The organism is Dictyobacter arantiisoli (assembly GCF_008326305.1).
In the GTDB taxonomy this organism is placed as follows: domain Bacteria; phylum Chloroflexota; class Ktedonobacteria; order Ktedonobacterales; family Ktedonobacteraceae; genus Dictyobacter; species Dictyobacter arantiisoli.
In genome coordinates, this window is record NZ_BIXY01000043.1 from 18,796 (window position 1) to 39,107 (window position 20,312).

Here is a 20,312-nt window from a genome sequence, read left to right on the forward strand (position 1 = left end):
GGTACCGTATAGTAGAAGTGCTGCCTGCTTGCACGCACTGTACCTTATAGACCGCCCATCCAGATAGCAGACGATACTGACAATGAGGCCAGCCGGAAAGGATCATCTATTTATGTCAGCAAGCAATACGCAATCGCAGACAAACGATGCCGTTATGCCAGGTATTCATCAACATCCAACACAGCTCAGTTGGTTACTGGTCACAGAGGCCAGTAGTTATGCATTGGGAGTGACCGATGAAGGTTATTTATTACAGCTCTATTGGGGAGCACGCCTATCCTCTAGCACAGATCTTGCAAACGCTCAGTTACAATTTGAACGTAGCGCTCAGGACTCCTCACTGACCGCAGCCGCTGAGGTCTATCCCGCACAGGGTGGCTTACGATATGGGGCTATTGCGGCCCAGGCAAGCTTTGCCGATGGCACGCGCGATCTGGATCTCCGTTATGCCAGCGTAGAAATTACCGAGCAAGAAGGACTCCCAACCCTACACCTATCTTTGCGGGATGCTGCCTATCCATTTGAAGTTATCCTCAGCTATCGCCTGGATAGCGCCAATGATTTAATCATTCGTTCTGCTCAACTTATCAATCATGGCGAGGAGCCAGTCGTGCTGGGGCGCGCCTTCTCGGCCGTCTGGCATCTGCCACAACAATTCGAGCCCCGTCGCCTTACCACTCTCGCAGGACAATGGGCGAACGAGACCCGTATTCAGCAACAGCCAGTTGTAGCCGGAAATATACAGCTTGAGTCGCGCAGTGGCATTAGCGGCGCAAAAGCGTATCCCTGGTTCGCCATTGATACCCGGGCAACCGAGCACACAGGTGAGGTCTATTTTGGCACTCTGGCCTGGAGCGGCAACTGGTCCTTGCAGATCAGAACAAATATCACAGGTGGAACCTCGATTGAGGGAGGTATCCATGATCACGATTTCGCCTGGGTCCTTACCGCTAACCAGAGCTTTATCACGCCTGACTTTGTAGCTGGCTTTGCCGCCGATGGGATGAATGGAATTCGCCATCGCCTGCATCGCTATGTGCGCTCACATGTCTTACCACAACCACAGGCCAGTCAGCCACGTCCGGTCCTCTATAATTCCTGGGAAGCAACCTTTTTTGATGTCACAGAAGCGGGACAGATCGCACTGGCCGAGCGGGCCGCTCGCCTGGGAGTAGAACTCTTTGTGGTGGATGATGGCTGGTTCCCGGCACGGAATGATGATCATGCAGGCCTGGGCGACTGGCGCGTCGATCCTCAGAAATTTCCGCAGGGATTGCGTCCTCTGGTTGAGCGTATTCACAAACTTGGGATGCAGTTTGGCCTCTGGGTTGAGCCGGAAATGACTAATCCCGATAGCGACCTCTATCGAGCACATCCGGATTGGGTCTATCATTATCCGACCCGCCCACGCAATGAGGCACGCAACCAGCTTGTGCTCAATGTTGGACGTAGCGATGTCCAGGATTATCTGATTACCATTTTGGACCAGTTAATCAACGAGCAGGATATCAGCTTTATTAAATGGGATATGAATCGCCCTATCTCGGAGCCGGGCTGGCCGGAATATATCAATGCTGGACATGATGGACGAGAGATCTGGGTGCGCCACGTACAGGGAGTCTATAAGATTATGGATACCTTACGTGCGCGTCATCCCAATCTGAGCATCGAATCCTGTGCCAGTGGTGGTGGCCGGGCTGATCCAGGCATCCTGCGCCGGACTGATCAGGTATGGACCAGTGATAATACTCATCCTGATGCACGTCTCTTCATTCAGGAAGGGGCCTCATATATTTTGCCTGGGCGCGTCATGGGAGCCTGGATCACCGATACCCCCAGTGATCGTGTGCGCAATGAGATTCCGCTGGCATATCGTTTCCATGTGTCCATGCTGGGCATGCTGGGCATTGGAGGACACCTTATCCATTGGAGTGAGGAAGAACTGGTTGAGGGCGCACAGTGGATCGCTGTCTATAAACGCATTCGCCATCTGATCCAGGATGGAGATCAAAGCTGGCTCGTTTCGCCAACAGAGACCGCAGGCAATTGGGCTGCCGTTGAGTGTGTCGCACCCGATGCCAGTGAAGCCGTAGTGCTGGCATTCCATCGCAGCAATCCTTTCTGGGAAAACGCCCCCCGCCTGCGCTTACAAAATCTCAAGCCCGCGGCACGCTATCGCATCGTAGAGGCTGGTAAAACAGGCGAGACAGCTGCGTTTGAACTTTCTGGAACCGCTTTGATGAACTATGGCGTACAACTTCCGCTCCCCAAAACATCTTACAGCAGTTGCATCCTGCACCTGCAAGAGCAGGCATAATCCTGTATTATCGTCTGCATCCTTTTTATTATGTGGGATAGAAAATGTGTCGAGTACATTTTCTATCCCACATAATATTTTTTGAGCACCTCTGGTGCAAAAACGCATACATAGAGATCACAGAAGATATAAAAGTTTGGCACATTTTAAACAAGCAGTGAGCTAAGCTTCATACACATGCATTTTCACAATTAAATTGGCTTTCACCTGCTCCCATTCGCTATCCAGAATGCTAAAATAGACACTATGGCGGCGATAGCCATCTGGCATAATCATATGGTTGCGCAATACACCCTCTTTAACTCCCCCAATGCGCGCAATCGCTGCCTGTGAACGCAGATTACGGCTATCCGTCTTCAATTGGACACGAATAGCATGCCAGTCTTCAAAAGCATGCTGCAACAATAAATACTTGCACTCTGTATTGATACCCGAACGTCTGACCGAGGGATCAAGCCACGTCCAACCAATCTCCAGATTATAAAAGCTGGGCATAATCGCCAGATAGCGTGTCGAGCCGACAACACGACCACTGGCAAGATCAATAATTGCAAAGGGTAAAATTTCGCCCTTTTGTTGCAATTGCAGAGTATCAGCGATCCATTGCTGCATCGTCTCAAGCGAGAGACAGGGATTGGTAGGTATATATTTCCAGGTTTCAAGTTCGCGCCCGGTGGCGTATAACTCCTCCGCATGACCCGGTTGCAGGGGCTCCAGCCGAACAAGTTGACCCGTCAATGTACATGGTTCGGTTATCATCATAGCTATAATCTCTTTTCCTTTTAGAAATTTTGATGTATCTACATTATAAACAACAAACTCCAAAGCTGCGAAGCACCAATCAGTTCCGTACAGAGCAGACCAATCGCCATATTTACAGTCATCCTCTGCTGACAACATAATATGATGTACAGCTATAGATATAATTACTCCTTTTTCTCAGAGAGTGTCAGCCCCCAATACCAGCGGGATCTTGCTGCTCCCTGGCTGGCAGGCGCGTGTGCGCCTGCGCCCTTTTTAGTGTGTGGTGTCAGAAAAGTTCTTCGAACTTTTCCGACACCACACACTAAAAAGATGTTTGAGCACCGCAGCTGCGAAAACTCATGCACAGAGATTATGGAGAGCATGGGAATCAAACACATGTCAATGAAAGCAATCCATACATGTCAATAAGTTGCTTTTGTTCTTACATAGCTGTTAGAGTATAAAAGCAAACACAGCATCAAAAACAACGGCTTGAAAAGTCATAACAGTGCGCTAGCAACCGGACAGATTTTGCTTCGTATGTATAAGTAGGAGGAAATATGGAAAAAGAGCTGAACATACAGGCAAAGTTATTAACTGGACTGAGCTTTGCGGTAGAGACAGGTTCCGGCCACACATTGCAATTGGATAATGAGATGGCACCTGAAGATACGGGTAGCGGTCCCTGTCCCATGGAATTGCTACTCTCGGCTCTGGCGGGCTGTGCAGGCATAGAAATTATCACGATCTTGCGCAAGATGAAATCATCCATCACCGATTACGAAATACGCGCTTATGGCACAAAAACAGCAAAACCTCCCCACATCTTTCAATCTATCAATGTTGAACATTTTTTTAAAGGTCAGGATATTAAGCCAGCAGCGGTACAGAGGGCCATAAAGCTGGTAGAGGAGAGCTATTGTTCAGTGAGTGCCATGCTCGACAAAAGCATCCAGATACAGCATACATTCCATATCATAGATAATAATGGTCAGAGGCTGGTTGCGGCGGGTGCTACCATAGGAGATCCAATCCACTGAGGATCTCCCTGATCGCGTTTCTTCTACCCACTTGCTTGATGCTATCAAAGTATCAATTGGTCACGGTAAAATGGACAACCTGGGCCAATTTACCATCGCTACAATCCGCCTGATGGCACCAATAAATTTCAGCAGCCCCGGCCTGCGTGGGTTGATAATATTGCGCGTCATAGTAGCCAATATTTTGATTCTGCACCACTGCCAGTGGGCTATCTTTCAAGATACTTTGTGAGCCTATGTAAAAGCGTACATTTATATACGCCTTCTGCTGTGTGACATCGTATTTAGTCGTATCAAGATGAAACAGCACATAGATAGGAGATTTGATCTTAAATGTAGTGGTGGCAGCGCCGGCTTTAGCCTCATAGGTCTTATCATCAACCGCACTGGCGGTCTGCGCATTCACGATAATAGTTGAGGCTTGTGGATCAATCGTTTTACCAGAAGGTGTTGCCCCGGTATTGGCAGCAGGTGCACTGCCTGCGGTGGGAGAGGTCGATGCAGCTTTGGTCGAGTTGGCACCTGTCGCATTCGATGTACTGCCTGTCGAGTTCGTGGGCGTACTGGATGTGTTTGTATTCGTGCCCGCAGTTTGCGTTGCGCCTGGCGCTGATAGCACATTTCCAACGACTAACGCGACAACCACTCCCAGTACCAACACCACAGCCAGAATAGCCAAAATTAATCCCCAGCGTGGCCTGGAAGATTGAAGATTGTCGGGACGGCGCGCACCAGCGGAACCAGGTCGACCAGCATATTGAAAAGGAGCACCTGCTCTGGATCGTCCATTATCAAATACTTGTTGACCAGCCGAGGGAAAAGACATTCCTCCCCCCTGATTATACCCATTATTCTGGTATTGCTGATTTCCTGCCTGATTATACCCATTATTCTGATACGGTTGATTTCCTGCCTGATTATAGGGTGGATACGGTTGATTTCCTGCCTGATTATAGGGTGGATACGGTTGATTTGCTGGCTGATTATAATTTGCTCCAGGAATAAATTGCTCGGTTGGCTGATTATATTCTTCTGGCTGGTAAGGGACACCATAGGTTGGAGGTGGTAGCGGAGAACCTCCATAATTGCCGGGGGAGGCCGGTGATCCGTACCCTTGTGGATTGGAATGAGGTACCACGCTACTACCGCAAATGTGGCACGCATTCGCTCCAGGCGCAAGGGGAGCACCACAGACACGACACTGCATATATCTTCTCCTGATCTGATAATGGTTTACAATACCCAAAATATATGTGCAGAAACAGGTATTTTCAAGTGAGAAACAAGCTTACTGTATTTATGTGCTCTACAATACCATATATTCAGCCATTGTGCCAGAAAACGTTCTTTTCTATTTTTCATTTCAGCGCCAGCAGCTAACTGATGTATTTCTTAACCTCAAAGAGTAAACGAACAGAGAGATTTAAATTTAACGAAGCAAACACATGCGACCGAAAAAGTACTAGCCTGGATAGGCAATGTCTGACTCAAGCAAGCTACTCTTGTAATGTAGCATCGTCTAAGCGAACTTCATTCACAGCCCCTTGAGCGGCATGGACAATGGTTTTTAATGTATTTGTATTGACACCTATAAAACGTTTGTGCCCAAGTGGTCCAATCAACTCTTCAAAACGCTGGCGAGTAAAGAAGGACTCAAAATTAATAAAATCGTAACAGAGCATTACGATAAGTTCGTCAAGCGATTTTGCGGGGAATCTGGCGCTACTGAATTGAATCAGGCCGCGTGGTTGCTCGATCTGACAGGTATAAACAGCATGTACAGGTGGTTGTGGTTCCTGCATCGCATCCTCGACAACGGTGAGATTGTGCTGGCGAATCTTCACAACCATGCCACTGGCATCTTCCGCTTCGATCTCGCGTATATCCTGGTAACTCTTAGCATAGTAGGCATTGAGAGTATTTTGAATGAGCTCAATACGCGCCTCAATATATGTGGGGAGGATCAATTGTATCCGTCCCTGCTCATGTTTGAGCAACTTGATAGAACCCGGGCCATACCAGATCTCAACCCAATACTGTTTGGGAAAAGTGCCAGCATCATACACATCAGCGATACTGATACCAACATTGCGAAATGCGCGCCAGATAGGTCCTTCTTCACATTGCAGCGATTGCTCTTCACCGCGCATCCAGCTCCAACCCGCAATAATATTATCATCATTACAGCCAAAAGCCCAGCACAACGTTTCACCCGCAACAAATAACTCCTCGGCCTCCAACTGATCATAAGTGCGCACCAGAAAATGCCCAATCTCATCATAGAGCGCATTCCAGAACAGCTCAATTGCACGAGCAGAATAAAGGCCACTTAACTTCATTGGATCAACAAAATAACCCACTGCCGTTTCAATATAAGGATGGACATAATCCACAAACTCAACACTATCCACGCATTTGCTCCTTCTCAAACAGTCTTTTTCAGAGTGTGTCGGACTCCCATGCTCTCCATAATCTCTGTGCATGAGTTTTCGCACCTGCGGTGCTCAAACATCTTTTTAGTGTGTGGTGTTGGAAAAGTTCTTCGAACTTTTCCAACACCACACACTAAAAAGGGCGCAGGCGCGCATGCGCCTGCCAGCCGGTCAAACAGTAAGATCCCGATGGGACTGGAAGTCCGACACCTTCTCAGGCCATGATAACAAAGATACCACAAATAGAAACGGCCTATATAATTATCTCTATACAGTATACATGGCGCACCAAATAAAGAGTGACCAACAAAAGCAGCCAGATGGGTCTATCCCACATCAATTGGTAGAGCGAGATGTACCCATCCGAAGAGAAGGATAACGCTGATTGCCCCTTAAACAGAGAGCAGTCTCTTACTACATAAAAGCAAAATGCTAGTAATGAATCTCGACGGTAGTACCGATAGGGGCCCATTGATAGAGCCAGCGTGCATCTGCCAGGGCCATAGCGATACAGCCATGTGATCCCTCCTGCCAACCAAACATGGGATCATAATGCCAACCAGTAGTGCCAGGACCGTATTGGGAATGCCACCAGGAGTCATGCAGATAATAACCACCGACTTTCCATTCCAGAGCATAGTTAATATGCGTTGGAGGATACCAATTAGCGGTACCTGGCGCCCATGGAGAATAAAAAGTAGTCGGACTCTCCCTGGCAAAAACATGATAGGTACCAGTAGGTGTGCCTAAACCTGGACGTCCAGTCATCACGTACGCTGTATAGGCGACCTGATCATCCGTAAATGCTGTCAGTTTCTGCTGCGTAAGATTAACATCTATTAATTTTTTCTGAGCAGACCCCTCCAGGGAGTTATCAGCAATGTGGGCGGCCAGAGTACACTCCGGACTCCAGATCCAGGAAATCAACAGAATAATGAAAAGGACACTCCACCAACCTATCCGAACGACGTAACCTTTTGTCATAGAATCCCCTTTACGCATCACCAAAAGGATTAGCCTAAGCTGTTTTCGCTAACAAAAGCTAAACGCCATCTTCACAGACAAAGATACATCTCGCCTGCCAATGTACAGCTAAAAAGCACAAAAAATTCCAGGAAATCAATTGCGATGATTTCCTGGACATCACGGGCAAAGCGTTATTCTGGCTACTTGATCAATCCATTAGGATTAATCACAAATTTTTTGGCAGCCCCCTTATCAAAATCTACATAACCCTTCGGGGCGTCATCTAATGAAATGATCGTCGCATTCACAGCTTTCGCGATCTGGATTTTATCATGCAGAATAGCCATCATCAGTTGACGATGGTAACGCATGACAGGCGTTTGACCGGTTGTAAAGGTTAGCGATTTGGCCCACCCTAAACCCATCTTCACGCTCAATTGACCTGTCTTGGCATTCTCATCGATGCCACCAGGATCACCCGTCACATATAAGCCGGGGATGCCGACGCGTCCCGCAACACGGGTAATCGACATAACATCATTTAAAACCGTAGCCGGAGCTTCACTGGCCCCTTGACCATGTCCACGAGCCTCAAAACCCACACAGTCAATAGCGGCATCCACCACAGGCTCGCCAACAATCTGTGTAAGCATATCTGGTAAATCGGCCTTGTTACGGAGATCAATCGTCTCGCAACCAAAGCTCCGGGCCTGTGCCAGACGTTCAGGATTCATATCACCCACAATCACCACCGCAGCACCCAGGAGTTGGCTGGATGCAGCACACGCCAACCCGACCGGGCCAGCACCCGCCACATACACGGTAGAGCCTGTCCTTACTCCAGCTGTAAACGCGCCATGATAACCAGTAGGGAAGATATCTGAGAGCATTGTCAGATCACGTATCTTCTCCATGGCCTGATCTTTATCGGGAAACTTTAAGAGATTCCAGTCGGCGTAGGGAACCATCACATAGTTAGCCTGACCACCGACCCAGCCTCCCATATCGACATAGCCGTAAGCGGCTCCAGGGCGGGCAGGATTGACATTCAAACACACGCCGGTGTTTCCTGACTTACACATCTGGCAACGTCCACAGGCGATATTAAAGGGTACCGAGACAATATCTCCAACCTTGATAAACTCAACATCCCGTCCGGCTTCAATCACTTCACCTGTAATCTCATGACCCAGCGTCTGCCCTTTCGGCGCAGTAGTACGGCCACGTACCATATGTTGATCGCTGCCACAGATATTCGTCGCAATAGTACGTACGATTACACCATGATCGCACTTGCGATGCTGCACAGCTAATTCCAGCCTGGGATACTCGATAGTTTCAACTTCTACTTTCCCCGGTTCAAGGTATACAACACATCTGTTGCTTGCCATGTCACTGTTCTCCTTCTTTGGAAAAAATCCATCACAGGTCAACTGCATAGCCGGGATGTAATTTGAAAGCATTGCTCACCTGTGGTGAGCGAAACACACTACACTTTCTACTTATCGGTACTACATACACGCTCTACCATCATAAATAACCTAGCAAAACAATAATTACTTATAATGGTAAATAGTGTAATATCCAATTTAAACCAGGATAACTGGATATTACACTTTTATTAATACTAGCTCATCTACTGCTTATTACTTCTATCCAAGCAAGAATCTAGCATATAAAATGGAATATGTCAATGAAAGGTGATAAAAAGAATAGGGATTAGTTGGATCTGAACCACTCAACATTAGCTTTATTCCCCGTGAATTTCAACCCGATCGCGAAAGCTTTGGCGAGAATTCTGTCTTTGTTGGTTCAGCGCTGCAGATGTGTCCCTATCAAGGAATTTTTCCATTGGAACAGTTAGATGGTAAGCCAGTTCTCTATAGAGCGTTGGGAACTATGAACAGTACCATGGAAAGCCTCTACTATGGAGTCCCGATGCTCACATTTCCTCAAATGCCTGAACAAGCTCTGACAGCCCGCAACATCCAGGAACTGGGATTGGGATTGGGCTTGAAACTCGATGGAGATATCTTGAGCGCGGAAACACTACGCGACTCAGTGGAACATATCGCGCATGATCCTGCCTATAAGGCCCATGTTCAGGAGATGCAAAAACATGTGCGCAATGCCAGTGGTTATAAGAAAGCAGTGGATGTCATACAGCAATTTTCCAGCGATCACCGCATGAAAATTGAACAATAGCATAAAGAATAGCTAGCAAACAAGCAAGGGAGCACCAGATATCCTCTCGTCAGGTAAAAATAAATAGTCTGGGGCTACACAACGTGTTTGTTTCCCATGGTCTTCGCCATCCTGGAACATGAGTTTTCGCGCCAATGGTGCTCAAACCCCTTTGTAGAGTGTATGGCGCAGGCGCGCAAGCGCCTGCCAGCAGGTGAGCAGTAAGATCTCGATGGGAGTGGGAAGCAAACACTCTCTCATATAAAATGCCATATATAGCACTACACCATTTATTTCTATCTGACTGGAGGATTTGTATTTAGCATCGAATGGAAATGAGCTTAGCTGACGATAAGCTCACGAGAGAATGTGCTCACGAAGCAATATTCTCAAGAAAAGGGGTCACATTGTTTTTGTGACAGGTTGGACATTCCCAGGTAACCATATTCAAAAAGTGAATATCTTTGCCGCCATCGGCAAGTCCTACAATGGAGGTCTTTTGACAATTCGTACATTGAATCGCTCTTGTTCTTTTAGGATCTCGTTTGGAAGATAGTACAGGTAAAGTGGCCAATTGGTACTCCTTTTCTCCCTTCCCAAAGAAGAGCGCTAAAGATTAAGCTGAGATTAAATCTCTCTTAAGAGAGACGAATAAGCAAGGAGTTTCATTAAATTTACTCTGCGCTTGTTTTGCTCTAGAGCAAAGCAAGCGCTATACTGGTACGCAGTCAAACGTTGTTTAGCCTCGACTTTGTACATTTTTGAAAACGTGAGCTCGAAAATGCGTCGCACTCGCCCTTTTTCTCAGGCTCAAAAGCCTAAAAATGTACAAAGTCGAGCGAAGAGGAGAAAGGCTCATCTCAACCTTGGTGGTTATGGGATCACCAAAGCGGGCATTCACATGATCGCGAAGAATATTGCGCTGGAGGTGGGAAAATATGGCATTACCGCCAATGCGATCAGTCCAGGGGCCACAATTACCGAACGCACACTGGAAGATGATCCACATTCAGAGCATAAAATCAATCATAATGGGAAATATACTCATCTTCATCGGAAGCATCCGGCAAAATGCCCATAGCCCGCCGGTAGAACGCTTGCCTGGAAAAGATCCATATAATGGCAATTCCGGTGATCAGGCCAGCTAAACCAATACAGCCAGCCAGCCAGAGAGGAATGGTCGCCAGCTCATGCGGGCTAGAAGTTGAGGATATTGTGGGGTGATAGGGAAGAAGTGAGGGCGCATATGCTTTGAGAGAACGTTGCAAAGGAGCACTGGCATGCACAAAAAAACGAAAACTACCACCATCATGACTGCCATCTTTTGCCGAAACGGTATACCAGTTTACAATATACACTTCTGAACCCGTATCTCGCAGAGCAGTTTGTAACGTTTGAACCTTCACAGGAAGAGGCTGGACAAGAGTGGAACTTACCCGTTTGCCAGCGGCATTGGTGATGATGAGAATGCTCTTCCTGGCGGCAAGATATTCAGAGAAATGGACAGTAACTGTCTGTGGGGCACGCCTCAATTGCATGTTCGCTGCAGGATCAGAACTTACATATTCGCTATACAATGGATGAGCCAGAGCCAGACCAGAGGTGCAAAAAACCAAAAAAGAGCTACTCGCCATCCCCAATCCCATCAACCAGACCAGACATGTCATCCAATGTCTTCTACACACCATAAGTTTATAAAAACGAACAGTCTTTGTCTGGCTGCAAACATCATATGCCATGCAAACATCCCCTCACTACTATCCATACACCATGCAGAGGCACGAAATCAGCATACTACTCTGCTATTAGTATGCACAATCGACACACATGAAAATAAATACAACAACATCTATGCAACCAGCAGGTGTTGTGACTCAATTTCATCGAATGAAACTGCTTTCAGCTCTCCTTGTCAATAAGGAGAGCTGAAAAAAGCGGCTGAAACAAAATATATCTTCTTTAGATGCGTCAATGACGGCTACTTGATTTGAGGAATATAATACACATAGCCCTCAAAAACACTACGCTGATAGGGAACATCAAATCCATGCTGCGCAATCTTTTTATCCAGAGCCGCAACTTGCGCTACATGCTCAGGAAAAACATAGGCTGGATGGGAAGAGTGCCGCACTGCAGCGGGATAAGCTAGATAGCGGTCGTACCCGGGTCCTAATGCCTCATTCAAAGCGCTACAGATCACTGTTTCATCGCTCATAAAAGTAATATTATTACAATTCCAGTAATCAGAATAGACATATTTTACGTCAAAAGACTTCAGATGATACACAATATTTTGTTGGTGGCGATATGTATCCTGGGCTTGAGGAACGCTATAAATAAATGTGTACACAGTACCATACGCAAACATAAACAATACCAATAAAAGTAATGTTCCATTGACCAGACAATGAACAATACTCCCTGGACTACCTGCCCTCAACAATGAAGGAAAGCTCCTCCATAGAGGCCATAATACAGTCGGAATAGAGATAAGCATACAAAGAAGATAACGAGTGGTAGGGCCCGGGGTAATACCAGAAACCTGGCTTGAAGCATCCAAATAGAGCGTGCCAATCGCACAAATAAGCACCATGATGCGCCCACACTCTCGAATAACCTGCTGGCGCTGCTCGAACGTCCAATCGGGAGTAAAGAGCGAGGTGCCATTCCTTCGCTGCCAGAATTTCCAAAGTGTAATCACGGCTGTTAGCATAGCAACCAGCCACAAAAGCAAATAGCCAAATCCCCAGCTGAACTGTAACACAACACATGGTACATCAGCAATGCCAAAGAAAGGGAATGATGATTGAGGACATTGAGGGGTGAAACTCATAATTTCTGGCAAGCTAATACCTAATGAGCCTACCAGATGCTGTAATAGCCTCGTCTTTGTGCCAGCACTATGAAGGTGTAACAGCACCAGGATGGAATTCTGAGAGAAAGGGACCTGCAAATTATAAATAATAAGTGGAATAAGGCCCACAACAAAGCCAATTACCAATAATACGCTCAAGAAGGAAAATAATTCACGGCGACAAAAACAGAAAAGAAAAACAACAGCCATACAGACAAAAGGCAAAATAAGCATGTCGACCCAGATCGCCAAGCCAAAGATTATTCCCAGCAGCATATACATGCCAATACGCCAAAAATTTGCACGTTTCGATTTATCATTTGTCGATGCAGTAAGTGCCAGCCAGAGAACGATTAAGCAAATTGCCGCTGCAAAAAATTCCGTTTCAGGATACTCTCCAACAGCCTTAATTTGCAGAGAAAGCACAACATTAGAGCCCAAAGCAAACAGGAGCGTGGTAAAGAGAGCAAATTTTTTGGAATGCAACAAACTGATCAACGCATACATACATGTTATGAAGAGTACAAAAAATGGCAACGTCCCGAAGCGTAAAGCAAAGATAGATGATCTACCGGATACACGAAAGATGAGAGCGGAGACATAGCCTTCGATAGGCCCCATGTAAGGTTGGCCATAAAAAAACAAAGGTCGATCACCATTGAAGGCAACGTGATTGGCAAGCAATCCCATATTTGTTTCATCACTATTTGTTCCAGGCCAATGCAGTGCAAGCAAGATAATGCGTAAGACAAGAGCACCCAGCACGAGAGCAAACATACCGATTTCGTATTTGCCAACATGAAAACGCTTTAAACTATCTAAAACATTCATAAAAGTAAATTGATACCCTTTCTTGTAAAGCTTACGGCTCTTTATCCTTCTGGGTGATTAGGGAAAGGGAATAATGGCGAGGACTGTCATGCCCCCGGCATGCCTGCCATCGCGCTCCGTCTGGAGCTGCCGCCCCTGCACCCCGCTTTCACTCGAAAAGACAGAGACCCAGGCTTACTTGTATGATGAAATCATAAAATACCCTGGCATATTTCATAGTAACAATAAGTTCTAAAAGAATGTTTCTATATGTTTCCTTGATCAGGATACACAGCAGAGTATCCTCATTTATTATTACAATTAAAGAGCAAAAAGAGTACAAATCATCCCTATCAACCCTATTATCATGCAAAGGCGGATTGTATATGGTTGATTATGATTAAAGTGACTTTCCCTGTGTATCAATTTATTCAAACTATACTCTTCTTTAAGAGAAGATATCATGTTTGACCTGTTGAGGCAATAGCAGGTAAACCATATGGTATATTTTTGCCAGAGTTGTTCAAAGTTCATATCCCCTCTGAGACGATGCGTACTTTGAATAGCATAAGTTGAGCTTTCCATCTATAATCACACGGGTAAACCTGGCAAAATTAATTTAATAAGCCACGCAATGGATGCTCCTCAATCAGCGGCACAGGATTATCGCGCAGAGAGCCGTAAGCGGCCACAGAACTACTGATAACAAGCGTATGTACACCTGCCTCAGCAGCAACCCGGCAAGTGTTCCAGGTGCCAGATAGATTGATACTGGCAGCCTCCTGCAAACTCATCCCATAGGGACGGCCCACCACAAAAGCAAGATGAATTACCGACTCGCAATCCATAAACAGAGTCTTGAGGCCAGGATCACGAATATCGCTGGCGTGGAAATCCATCTACAGAGTATCTACTGTCATTTTAGAGCATTCATAGCAATTTCTACCTTGCTGGGCTTGATTGGCAGTACTATAAAAGTGCGAGCAACGTTCTTAATAGTGTATCTTGCCAGCGGTACGCATGTATGAGAAAGAGAAAGCTTTCTCAAATAGTAGACAAAAGTCACAAAACCATACGTGATGTGCTTCGCTAACAATAAGCTCAGGTACTGCTCTTGCATGATAAAAGACCAGTCCCAGCAGAGATGCTTGATTGCTCAGGATGTGGTAAGCTAAGTACAAAAAGAAGAGCACCAATAAAAATATCTAGTAAAAACTATGTTTATAGAGGAGTCTCTGACGTGACCAACGCCTCCAATCGGAAGCATCTCACTGGCGCACAAGCCATCATTGCCACTTTACGCGCATATAATGTTGACACCATCTTTGGTATTCCAGGAGTACATACACTTCCCATTTACGATGCGATCTACCATGAGCCTGGACTGCGCCATATCCTGGCACGCCATGAACAAGGGGCGGGCTTTATGGCCGAGGGCTATGCTCGCATCTCAGGGCGTCCGGGCGTCGTGTGCACCATTACGGGTCCTGGCGTAACCAATGTCACGACCCCGGCAGCCAGCGCATATGCTGACTCAGTTCCCTTGCTGGTAATTAGTAGCGCACTTTCACGAGCCACTCAAGGCTTGAATCGGGGCGAACTCCATGAGGTAAAAGACCAACTCGGCATCATGCAAGCTCTGGTAGGATGGACGCGAGCAATCAATTATGTTGAGGAAATTCCAGAAGCGATACACGATGCATTTCGTGTTATGTATCAGGGACGTCCCCGTGGTGCGTATCTCCAAATTCCCTATGATTTGTTGTTGCAGACAGCTGATGTAACTATTCCAGCTCTGGACCTCTGGGAAAGACCATTGCCAGCGATAGAACCACTGGCTGCCGCGGTCGACGTCTTGCGCGAAGCACAGCGCCCCTTGATTATCGCGGGCAATGGCGTCACAGCGTCCGGGGCCAACCAGCAATTACTGCAATTGGCTGAATTGCTTCAGGCTCCCGTGCTGCTTGGCAGTAAAAGTCATGATGTATTGCCCACCCGGCATCCATTAGTCATTGCGACCAATGATAATCTTCCCCTCGAACTAGATGCCTTTATAGCAACGCGTGATGTGGTCCTGGTAGTAGGAAGCAAACTGGGAGCCGAGCGCACCGCCGGTGGGCGCCTCCCTTTGCCGGATAATTTGATACATATCGATATTGATCCCATGGAAATTGGGCATGCATATCGTGCTCAGGTTGGGATTGTTTCGGATGCTAAAGTTGCGCTGGAAACACTCTTTAAGCTCCTGAAATCCTATCCAATGGAACGCACCGCTCCCGAATCCGCCCTTGCTGACTTGCGAGAGACAATCTATGAGTACACCTTAGAATTTCAAGGGGAAAATCTCCAACTCCTTGAAGGGGTACGCATAGCGCTGGAACAAATGCCAGCAGAAACGGTGGTTGTAGCCGATATGACCATGCTGGGTTATGCAGCAGCATGCTATCTCCCCATGCGCCAACCACGCACCTTTATTCATCCTTCCGAATTGTGCACGATTGGTAGTGGACTTCCGATGGCACTGGGAGCCCAACTAGCCATTCCAGGTCGTCCAGTGATTGCCCTGTGTGGAGATGGCGGTTTTCTGCTCAATAGTAGCGAGCTAGCAACCGCAGTTCAAGAAAAAATACCCGTGATTGTGGTTATCTTTAATGATGCAACATTCACACGGGTCAAAACTGATCAGCGCACCAACTACGACAAACACTATATTGCAACGGATCTCCAGGCCCCCGATTATCTGCTACTGGCTCAAGCATTTCACGCCCAGAGTATGCGTGCAGAGACAGCTGAAGCGCTCAGTAGTGCCATCAAAAAAGCCAGCCAGCATAACGGACCAACCATCATCGAGGTGCCCCTATTGCCTCGCCAGTGGGATCAGAGACACACAGCCGAAAAACAACTGACGACCCTGGCACAATAGTGCTGGTTCTTCAATTTGAGCCATCACTCTCTGTATTAAAGAGATGTGATGGCTTTTTCTATTCAACCTGCTAAAAAAGTATTCTTCACCTGTAAATTAAGGTGTTCCCAGGCCACAGGTATGCCAGCGCTTCGCCCAGTCCCTTTCGCTCGGCTTTTGAGCTGGTGATCTTATCCACAAATCATTTCTCACAACCCGCTTCTTTAAGGACATCCATCTGGAGTACCTCGTTCTGCTCATGTTTCGAGATGCGCACATAACAGATTTTCATAAGCTCTTCCTTTGTAGGATGAGGAAATGAAGGATGTATCGGAGAAACTGCCAGAAGTCTTGACACCCAACGAAAGCGCATCTACAATGAGTAACGAATGAACAAATTTTGTGAAAGTGAGAAATCATGGGGATTGATGAGAAAGAACGCGAACAGGCCATCTTAGATGTGACGGCTGAACTGCTGCTTCGGCATGGGTACAACAAAGTGACGATGAGCGATGTGGCGGATGCTGTCGGCTTAAACCGCAGACTGGTTTATCTCTTGTTTCCTTCAAAGGATGCATTGATAAAAGCCCTTCTGCTTCGGGAAGTGAACATCTATGCGGAAGTCTGGAATCGCTATCTCGATAGTGATCCATTGGGAGGCACGGTTGCCAGCGTCTATCGGGGTCTGCTCACTGCCCTCAAGCAGTTACCATTGATGACTGCGATGTATACGCGAGATGAGCAGACGTTTGGCAAATATCTCTCCAGACCAGGCAATTTCTTCACCTCCTGGCCGCCTGATCCTGGTCCGACACGGGAGTATCTCCAGACCATGCAAGAGATCGGAGTCGTTCGTCAGGACATCAACACGAGAGCCATAGCTTTCATCCTGGATGCGCTGACTCCTTCCATCCTTGCTGCTCTCTCTTCTCACACGAAGGCACCTCTCGATGACTCCAACAGATCAAGCCAGCCATCTTTTGATGAGTTAGTGGAAACGGTGACCGAGCTTTGCGAGTGTTTGCTCACGCCGAAAGCGGGGGCGAACCTCGAAGCAGGGAAAGCGATAATGCGCCGGAAAATCGAAGAGGCGCAGGCACAGTTTACTGAAACAGATGATACGGAAGGGAAAAACCAATGACAACTGAGAAGATCCACTTCACAAAAGAAAAAGAAACGATGCTCATGACCTTGAGCGGTCGAGCGATCCAGAGCCAATGGAAGAATCCCATCTTGCACGACCCGTGGGCAGAAGAAGCACTGCGGCATATTGATTACGACATCGGCAAGCACTACAAGGGAGTGGGCTCGTGGAGGATGTGGAGCAAGATTGGATGTACCATCATCGCCACGCGAGCCGCAACCTTTGATCTGCTCACGAACCGCTATCTGGCAGATCACCCGGATGCGACCGTGCTCCACGTGGGCTGCGGCATGGACAGCCGTGTTTTCCGAGTCGATCCGCAGGCTTCTGTCCAGTGGTTCGACGTGGATTACCCCGATGTGATCGACCTGCGCCGCCAACTGTTCCCCAAACGGGGTGGCTATCACCTGATCGGTGCACCGCTGGAGGATTTGCGCTGGTTGGACGAGGTCCCACGGGACCGGCCCGGGCTACTTATCGCCGAGGGGGTGCTGCACTACCTGAGCGAAACGGAAGTGAAAGCGCTCCTCAATGCGGTGGTCGCTCACTTCCCCGGCGGCCAGATGATCTTCGATATCTGCAATCCGTGGATTGTGAAAAGAGCGGGCTCGAACGTCGGGGGCACGGGTGCAACCTACAAATGGGGCCTTGATGATCCCCAGGACATCAAGCAGCTTGAGCCAAAACTTGAACTGATCAAGGAATTCAGACCAAGCGAACTGGTCGCGTTTTCCCGATTCCCGTTATGGTGGCGGGCCCTTTACCGCGCGCAGGAGGTCAACCCCACGCTGCGTAGGATGGAACGTACAATAGTTTACCGATATGAGAACGCAAGCTCGGAATCACGATCCTAAGCCCGGGGAAATGATAAAACGTATGGCAGTGGAAAAATGCAATTTAGCATGCTTTGAGAAGAATGGGGAAATGATAAAAGGGAGTGAAGCGCTACAAGTAAGTATATCTAATCACCAGAATAATTGTCAAAATTCCAGCAGACTAATCCCCAAAGTTACAGGCGAATGTTTACTTCAAATGATAGGATGAGTGACGCGTTTTTTAGTGATAATTCTAGTAAAGAAATGGGAAAGGACAAAGTGGTCCTGCGGGCTGAGACGCAATAAAAAGAGAGCAAGGCCATAAACAATCACGAAGAGAAGCATAGCAAGTATAGTTGTCGGCAGCTGCAAGCTTCGGCTTTCGGTTTGTATAAGATTTGACGCCAGAACGCCGGAGAGAGCAGCAAACACTCCAGATAAAAGCGGCTTATAGAGATTGTGATGGAAGGGTTGCATTTTAAGCCGATAGTAAACCCAGAAAAAACTTAAACCATAGGTGATGAGCGACGAGAAAACAAGGGCCAATGCCGCCCCTGACGCACCATAGTGCTGAATGAGTACAAAAGAGAGTACGACGTTCGATAGAATCGAGACACAACTGCTCGCAACAATGAAACGCGGAGATCCTAACATAGCAAAGATATAGGAGGCAGGACCAAGGATAGCGTAGACTAAAAAGCCACTCCCCATAATGATGAGTACCCTTTCATAGTGCTGGTAGGCAGGGCCAAAGACGACGAGAATTGCTTGTCGAAAGACGAACAGCCAGAGAAAGATAGGAAAACTTAAGGTGAAAGACCAGTGTGTAATAGCGCGATACATATGCACAAGTTTTTGAGAGGAACCGGCACAATAATATTCTACAATCAAAGGTGTATAGCGTACGGCAAGGGCTGCCATCGGCATCGTCACAAATATGGCAGCCCGTTCCGCTACTAAGTAACCAGCAACCTCAGCAGGCAGTGCTACTATGCCAAGAAGTAACGTGTTAATCGTGTCCGCCAGCGCATAGACCAGCCCACTAAAAAACATGGGCAACGTTAAACCCATCCATAAGCGAGGATTATAGCGCGCTTGTATACGCACAGTGCGCTGCCGCATAATGCGTAGCAATATCACCTGACCCAACACAATAGAACAGATATATCCAATAATAGTGGCGATACTTAATCCTTCGACCTGCCAACCAATCATAAAACAATAGATCAGGATGATCAGCGTTAGTAATGGCTGTGCCAGACGTTCAACATACATCTTCCAAAGCGCTTGCTTAAACGCCTGCAAACCAGCAATCAGAACCATTTGTAAGGCAATTAAAGGGATTAACAGGGTTGTTTCACGGAGGAGTGCGGTGTAAGCAGCATCATGATATAACCAGAGTGAAATTTGAGATGAGAAGAAGTAGAATAAACCTGCCATGCTAATACCCGAAATAATGGTAAAGCAAAGGATGAAACGCGTCAAGCCAGATATCAGATCAAGCCGTCCTTGCATACGATAGTGAGGTAGCAAACGAATGAAGACAATATCGAAGCCAAGCTTTGCGATAAAACCGAGAATATACATCAAACTATAGACTTCTCCAAACATACCATAGACTGCGGGTGTAACCATATGGGCCATCAAGACATTTGTTACGTAACGGATAAAGGTAGAACCAAGATAACCCATACTGGCAATCGCGCCTCCACCTGCTATCACGACCATATCCATGTAGAGAATACTCTGTGTGCCTGACAGGATAGGATCAACAGGAGCAAGCAGAGAAGTGGCAGGGATAGTCTCGTCAGGAGCATTTTCACTTTCTGAAATATCAATACTCACGCTATAAGTGGTTCGCTGAACAGGAGCCGGTAAGCGATGGCGCCACAAAAATCGCATTCGATCACGAGAAAGCGACATAGATATATTCCTCCCAACAACTCGACCACATCCACCAGTCGCTCTACTGGAGTGAACTCCATAGTAACCAAAACAATAGAAACTGCAAAATACAGTATAGTTTCATTTTACCAACTCGGCAAAAAATCGATCAGCAACTACTCATAGCGTTTCTTCTAGCTCAACATGCAATCGAGCTTCC

General features: G+C 47.1%; 16 protein-coding genes. 7 read left to right on the top strand and 9 right to left on the bottom strand.

Translation table 11 applies throughout. From position 1 onward, the window contains the following. The first annotated feature begins 112 nt into the window (after nucleotides 1–112). Nucleotides 113–2,317, top strand: coding sequence for an alpha-galactosidase (locus tag F1593_RS14990; protein WP_216368874.1), 2,205 nt, complete (start codon nucleotides 113–115; stop codon nucleotides 2,315–2,317). Nucleotides 2,318–2,479: 162 nt separating this feature from the next. On the opposite strand, the gene F1593_RS14995 is transcribed toward F1593_RS14990, so the two are convergent. Beyond that, the gene (locus F1593_RS14995; RefSeq protein ID WP_149402376.1) at nucleotides 2,480–3,079 is read right to left on the bottom strand and encodes a GNAT family N-acetyltransferase; all 600 of its coding nucleotides are present in this window, start codon (nucleotides 3,077–3,079) and stop codon (nucleotides 2,480–2,482) included. Between the two features lie 542 nt (nucleotides 3,080–3,621). On the opposite strand from F1593_RS14995, the gene F1593_RS15000 reads away from it, so the two are divergent. Continuing rightward, entirely contained in the window at nucleotides 3,622–4,101 is a 480-nt protein-coding gene (locus F1593_RS15000) for an OsmC family protein (RefSeq protein ID WP_149402377.1), read from the top strand. 52 nt (nucleotides 4,102–4,153) lie between these two features. Here the strand turns inward: F1593_RS15000 and F1593_RS15005 are convergent, their stop codons facing one another. The 4 genes from F1593_RS15005 to fdhA all read right to left on the bottom strand — a co-directional run bounded on the left by F1593_RS15005 (nucleotide 4,154) and on the right by fdhA (nucleotide 8,890). Further along, the gene (locus tag F1593_RS15005) at nucleotides 4,154–5,308 is read right to left on the bottom strand and encodes a hypothetical protein (RefSeq protein WP_149402378.1); all 1,155 of its coding nucleotides are present in this window, start codon (nucleotides 5,306–5,308) and stop codon (nucleotides 4,154–4,156) included. 289 nt (nucleotides 5,309–5,597) lie between these two features. Beyond that, complete coding sequence (locus F1593_RS15010; protein ID WP_149402379.1) at nucleotides 5,598–6,512, bottom strand: hypothetical protein; 915 nt, start codon at nucleotides 6,510–6,512, stop codon at nucleotides 5,598–5,600. Nucleotides 6,513–6,965: 453 nt separating this feature from the next. Further along, nucleotides 6,966–7,517 (bottom strand): L,D-transpeptidase, encoded by a 552-nt coding sequence (locus tag F1593_RS15015; RefSeq protein WP_172632134.1) that lies wholly within the window; start codon nucleotides 7,515–7,517, stop codon nucleotides 6,966–6,968. A gap of 182 nt (nucleotides 7,518–7,699) precedes the next feature. Next, on the bottom strand, nucleotides 7,700–8,890 hold the full coding sequence (gene fdhA, locus F1593_RS15020) for a formaldehyde dehydrogenase, glutathione-independent (protein WP_149402381.1): 1,191 nt from the start codon (nucleotides 8,888–8,890) through the stop codon (nucleotides 7,700–7,702). A 460-nt stretch (nucleotides 8,891–9,350) separates the two neighbouring features. Between fdhA and F1593_RS15025 the strand changes: the two genes are divergently transcribed. Both F1593_RS15025 and F1593_RS15030 read left to right on the top strand, forming a co-directional pair. Continuing rightward, nucleotides 9,351–9,704, top strand: a complete 354-nt coding sequence (locus tag F1593_RS15025; RefSeq protein ID WP_172632135.1) for a nucleotide disphospho-sugar-binding domain-containing protein — start codon at nucleotides 9,351–9,353, stop codon at nucleotides 9,702–9,704. 760 nt (nucleotides 9,705–10,464) lie between these two features. Further along, nucleotides 10,465–10,764 (top strand): SDR family oxidoreductase, encoded by a 300-nt coding sequence (locus tag F1593_RS15030; RefSeq protein WP_149402383.1) that lies wholly within the window; start codon nucleotides 10,465–10,467, stop codon nucleotides 10,762–10,764. On the opposite strand, the gene F1593_RS15035 is transcribed toward F1593_RS15030, so the two are convergent. From F1593_RS15035 to F1593_RS15045, 3 genes are all read right to left on the bottom strand, one after another. Next, on the bottom strand, nucleotides 10,706–11,350 hold the full coding sequence (locus tag F1593_RS15035; RefSeq protein ID WP_172632136.1) for a copper resistance CopC family protein: 645 nt from the start codon (nucleotides 11,348–11,350) through the stop codon (nucleotides 10,706–10,708). The genes F1593_RS15030 and F1593_RS15035 overlap by 59 nt on opposite strands. Nucleotides 11,351–11,661: 311 nt before the next feature. Then, nucleotides 11,662–13,368 (bottom strand): ArnT family glycosyltransferase, encoded by a 1,707-nt coding sequence (locus F1593_RS15040; protein ID WP_149402385.1) that lies wholly within the window; start codon nucleotides 13,366–13,368, stop codon nucleotides 11,662–11,664. Nucleotides 13,369–13,961: 593 nt separating this feature from the next. Then, entirely contained in the window at nucleotides 13,962–14,246 is a 285-nt protein-coding gene (locus tag F1593_RS15045; RefSeq protein WP_149402386.1) for an NAD-dependent epimerase/dehydratase family protein, read from the bottom strand. 341 nt (nucleotides 14,247–14,587) lie between these two features. On the opposite strand from F1593_RS15045, the gene F1593_RS15050 reads away from it, so the two are divergent. From F1593_RS15050 to F1593_RS15065, 3 genes are all read left to right on the top strand, one after another. Next, nucleotides 14,588–16,270, top strand: a complete 1,683-nt coding sequence (locus F1593_RS15050) for a thiamine pyrophosphate-binding protein (RefSeq protein WP_235932592.1) — start codon at nucleotides 14,588–14,590, stop codon at nucleotides 16,268–16,270. Nucleotides 16,271–16,667: 397 nt separating this feature from the next. After that, the gene (locus F1593_RS15060; RefSeq protein WP_149402387.1) at nucleotides 16,668–17,390 is read left to right on the top strand and encodes a TetR/AcrR family transcriptional regulator; all 723 of its coding nucleotides are present in this window, start codon (nucleotides 16,668–16,670) and stop codon (nucleotides 17,388–17,390) included. Next, a complete protein-coding gene (locus tag F1593_RS15065) occupies nucleotides 17,387–18,247 on the top strand; it encodes a class I SAM-dependent methyltransferase (protein ID WP_149402388.1) in 861 nt (286 codons plus the stop codon). The genes F1593_RS15060 and F1593_RS15065 overlap by 4 nt, the downstream gene beginning before the upstream one ends. A gap of 174 nt (nucleotides 18,248–18,421) precedes the next feature. On the opposite strand, the gene F1593_RS15070 is transcribed toward F1593_RS15065, so the two are convergent. Continuing rightward, on the bottom strand, nucleotides 18,422–20,131 hold the full coding sequence (locus tag F1593_RS15070) for an oligosaccharide flippase family protein (protein WP_149402389.1): 1,710 nt from the start codon (nucleotides 20,129–20,131) through the stop codon (nucleotides 18,422–18,424). Between the last annotated feature and the right edge of the window lie 181 nt (nucleotides 20,132–20,312).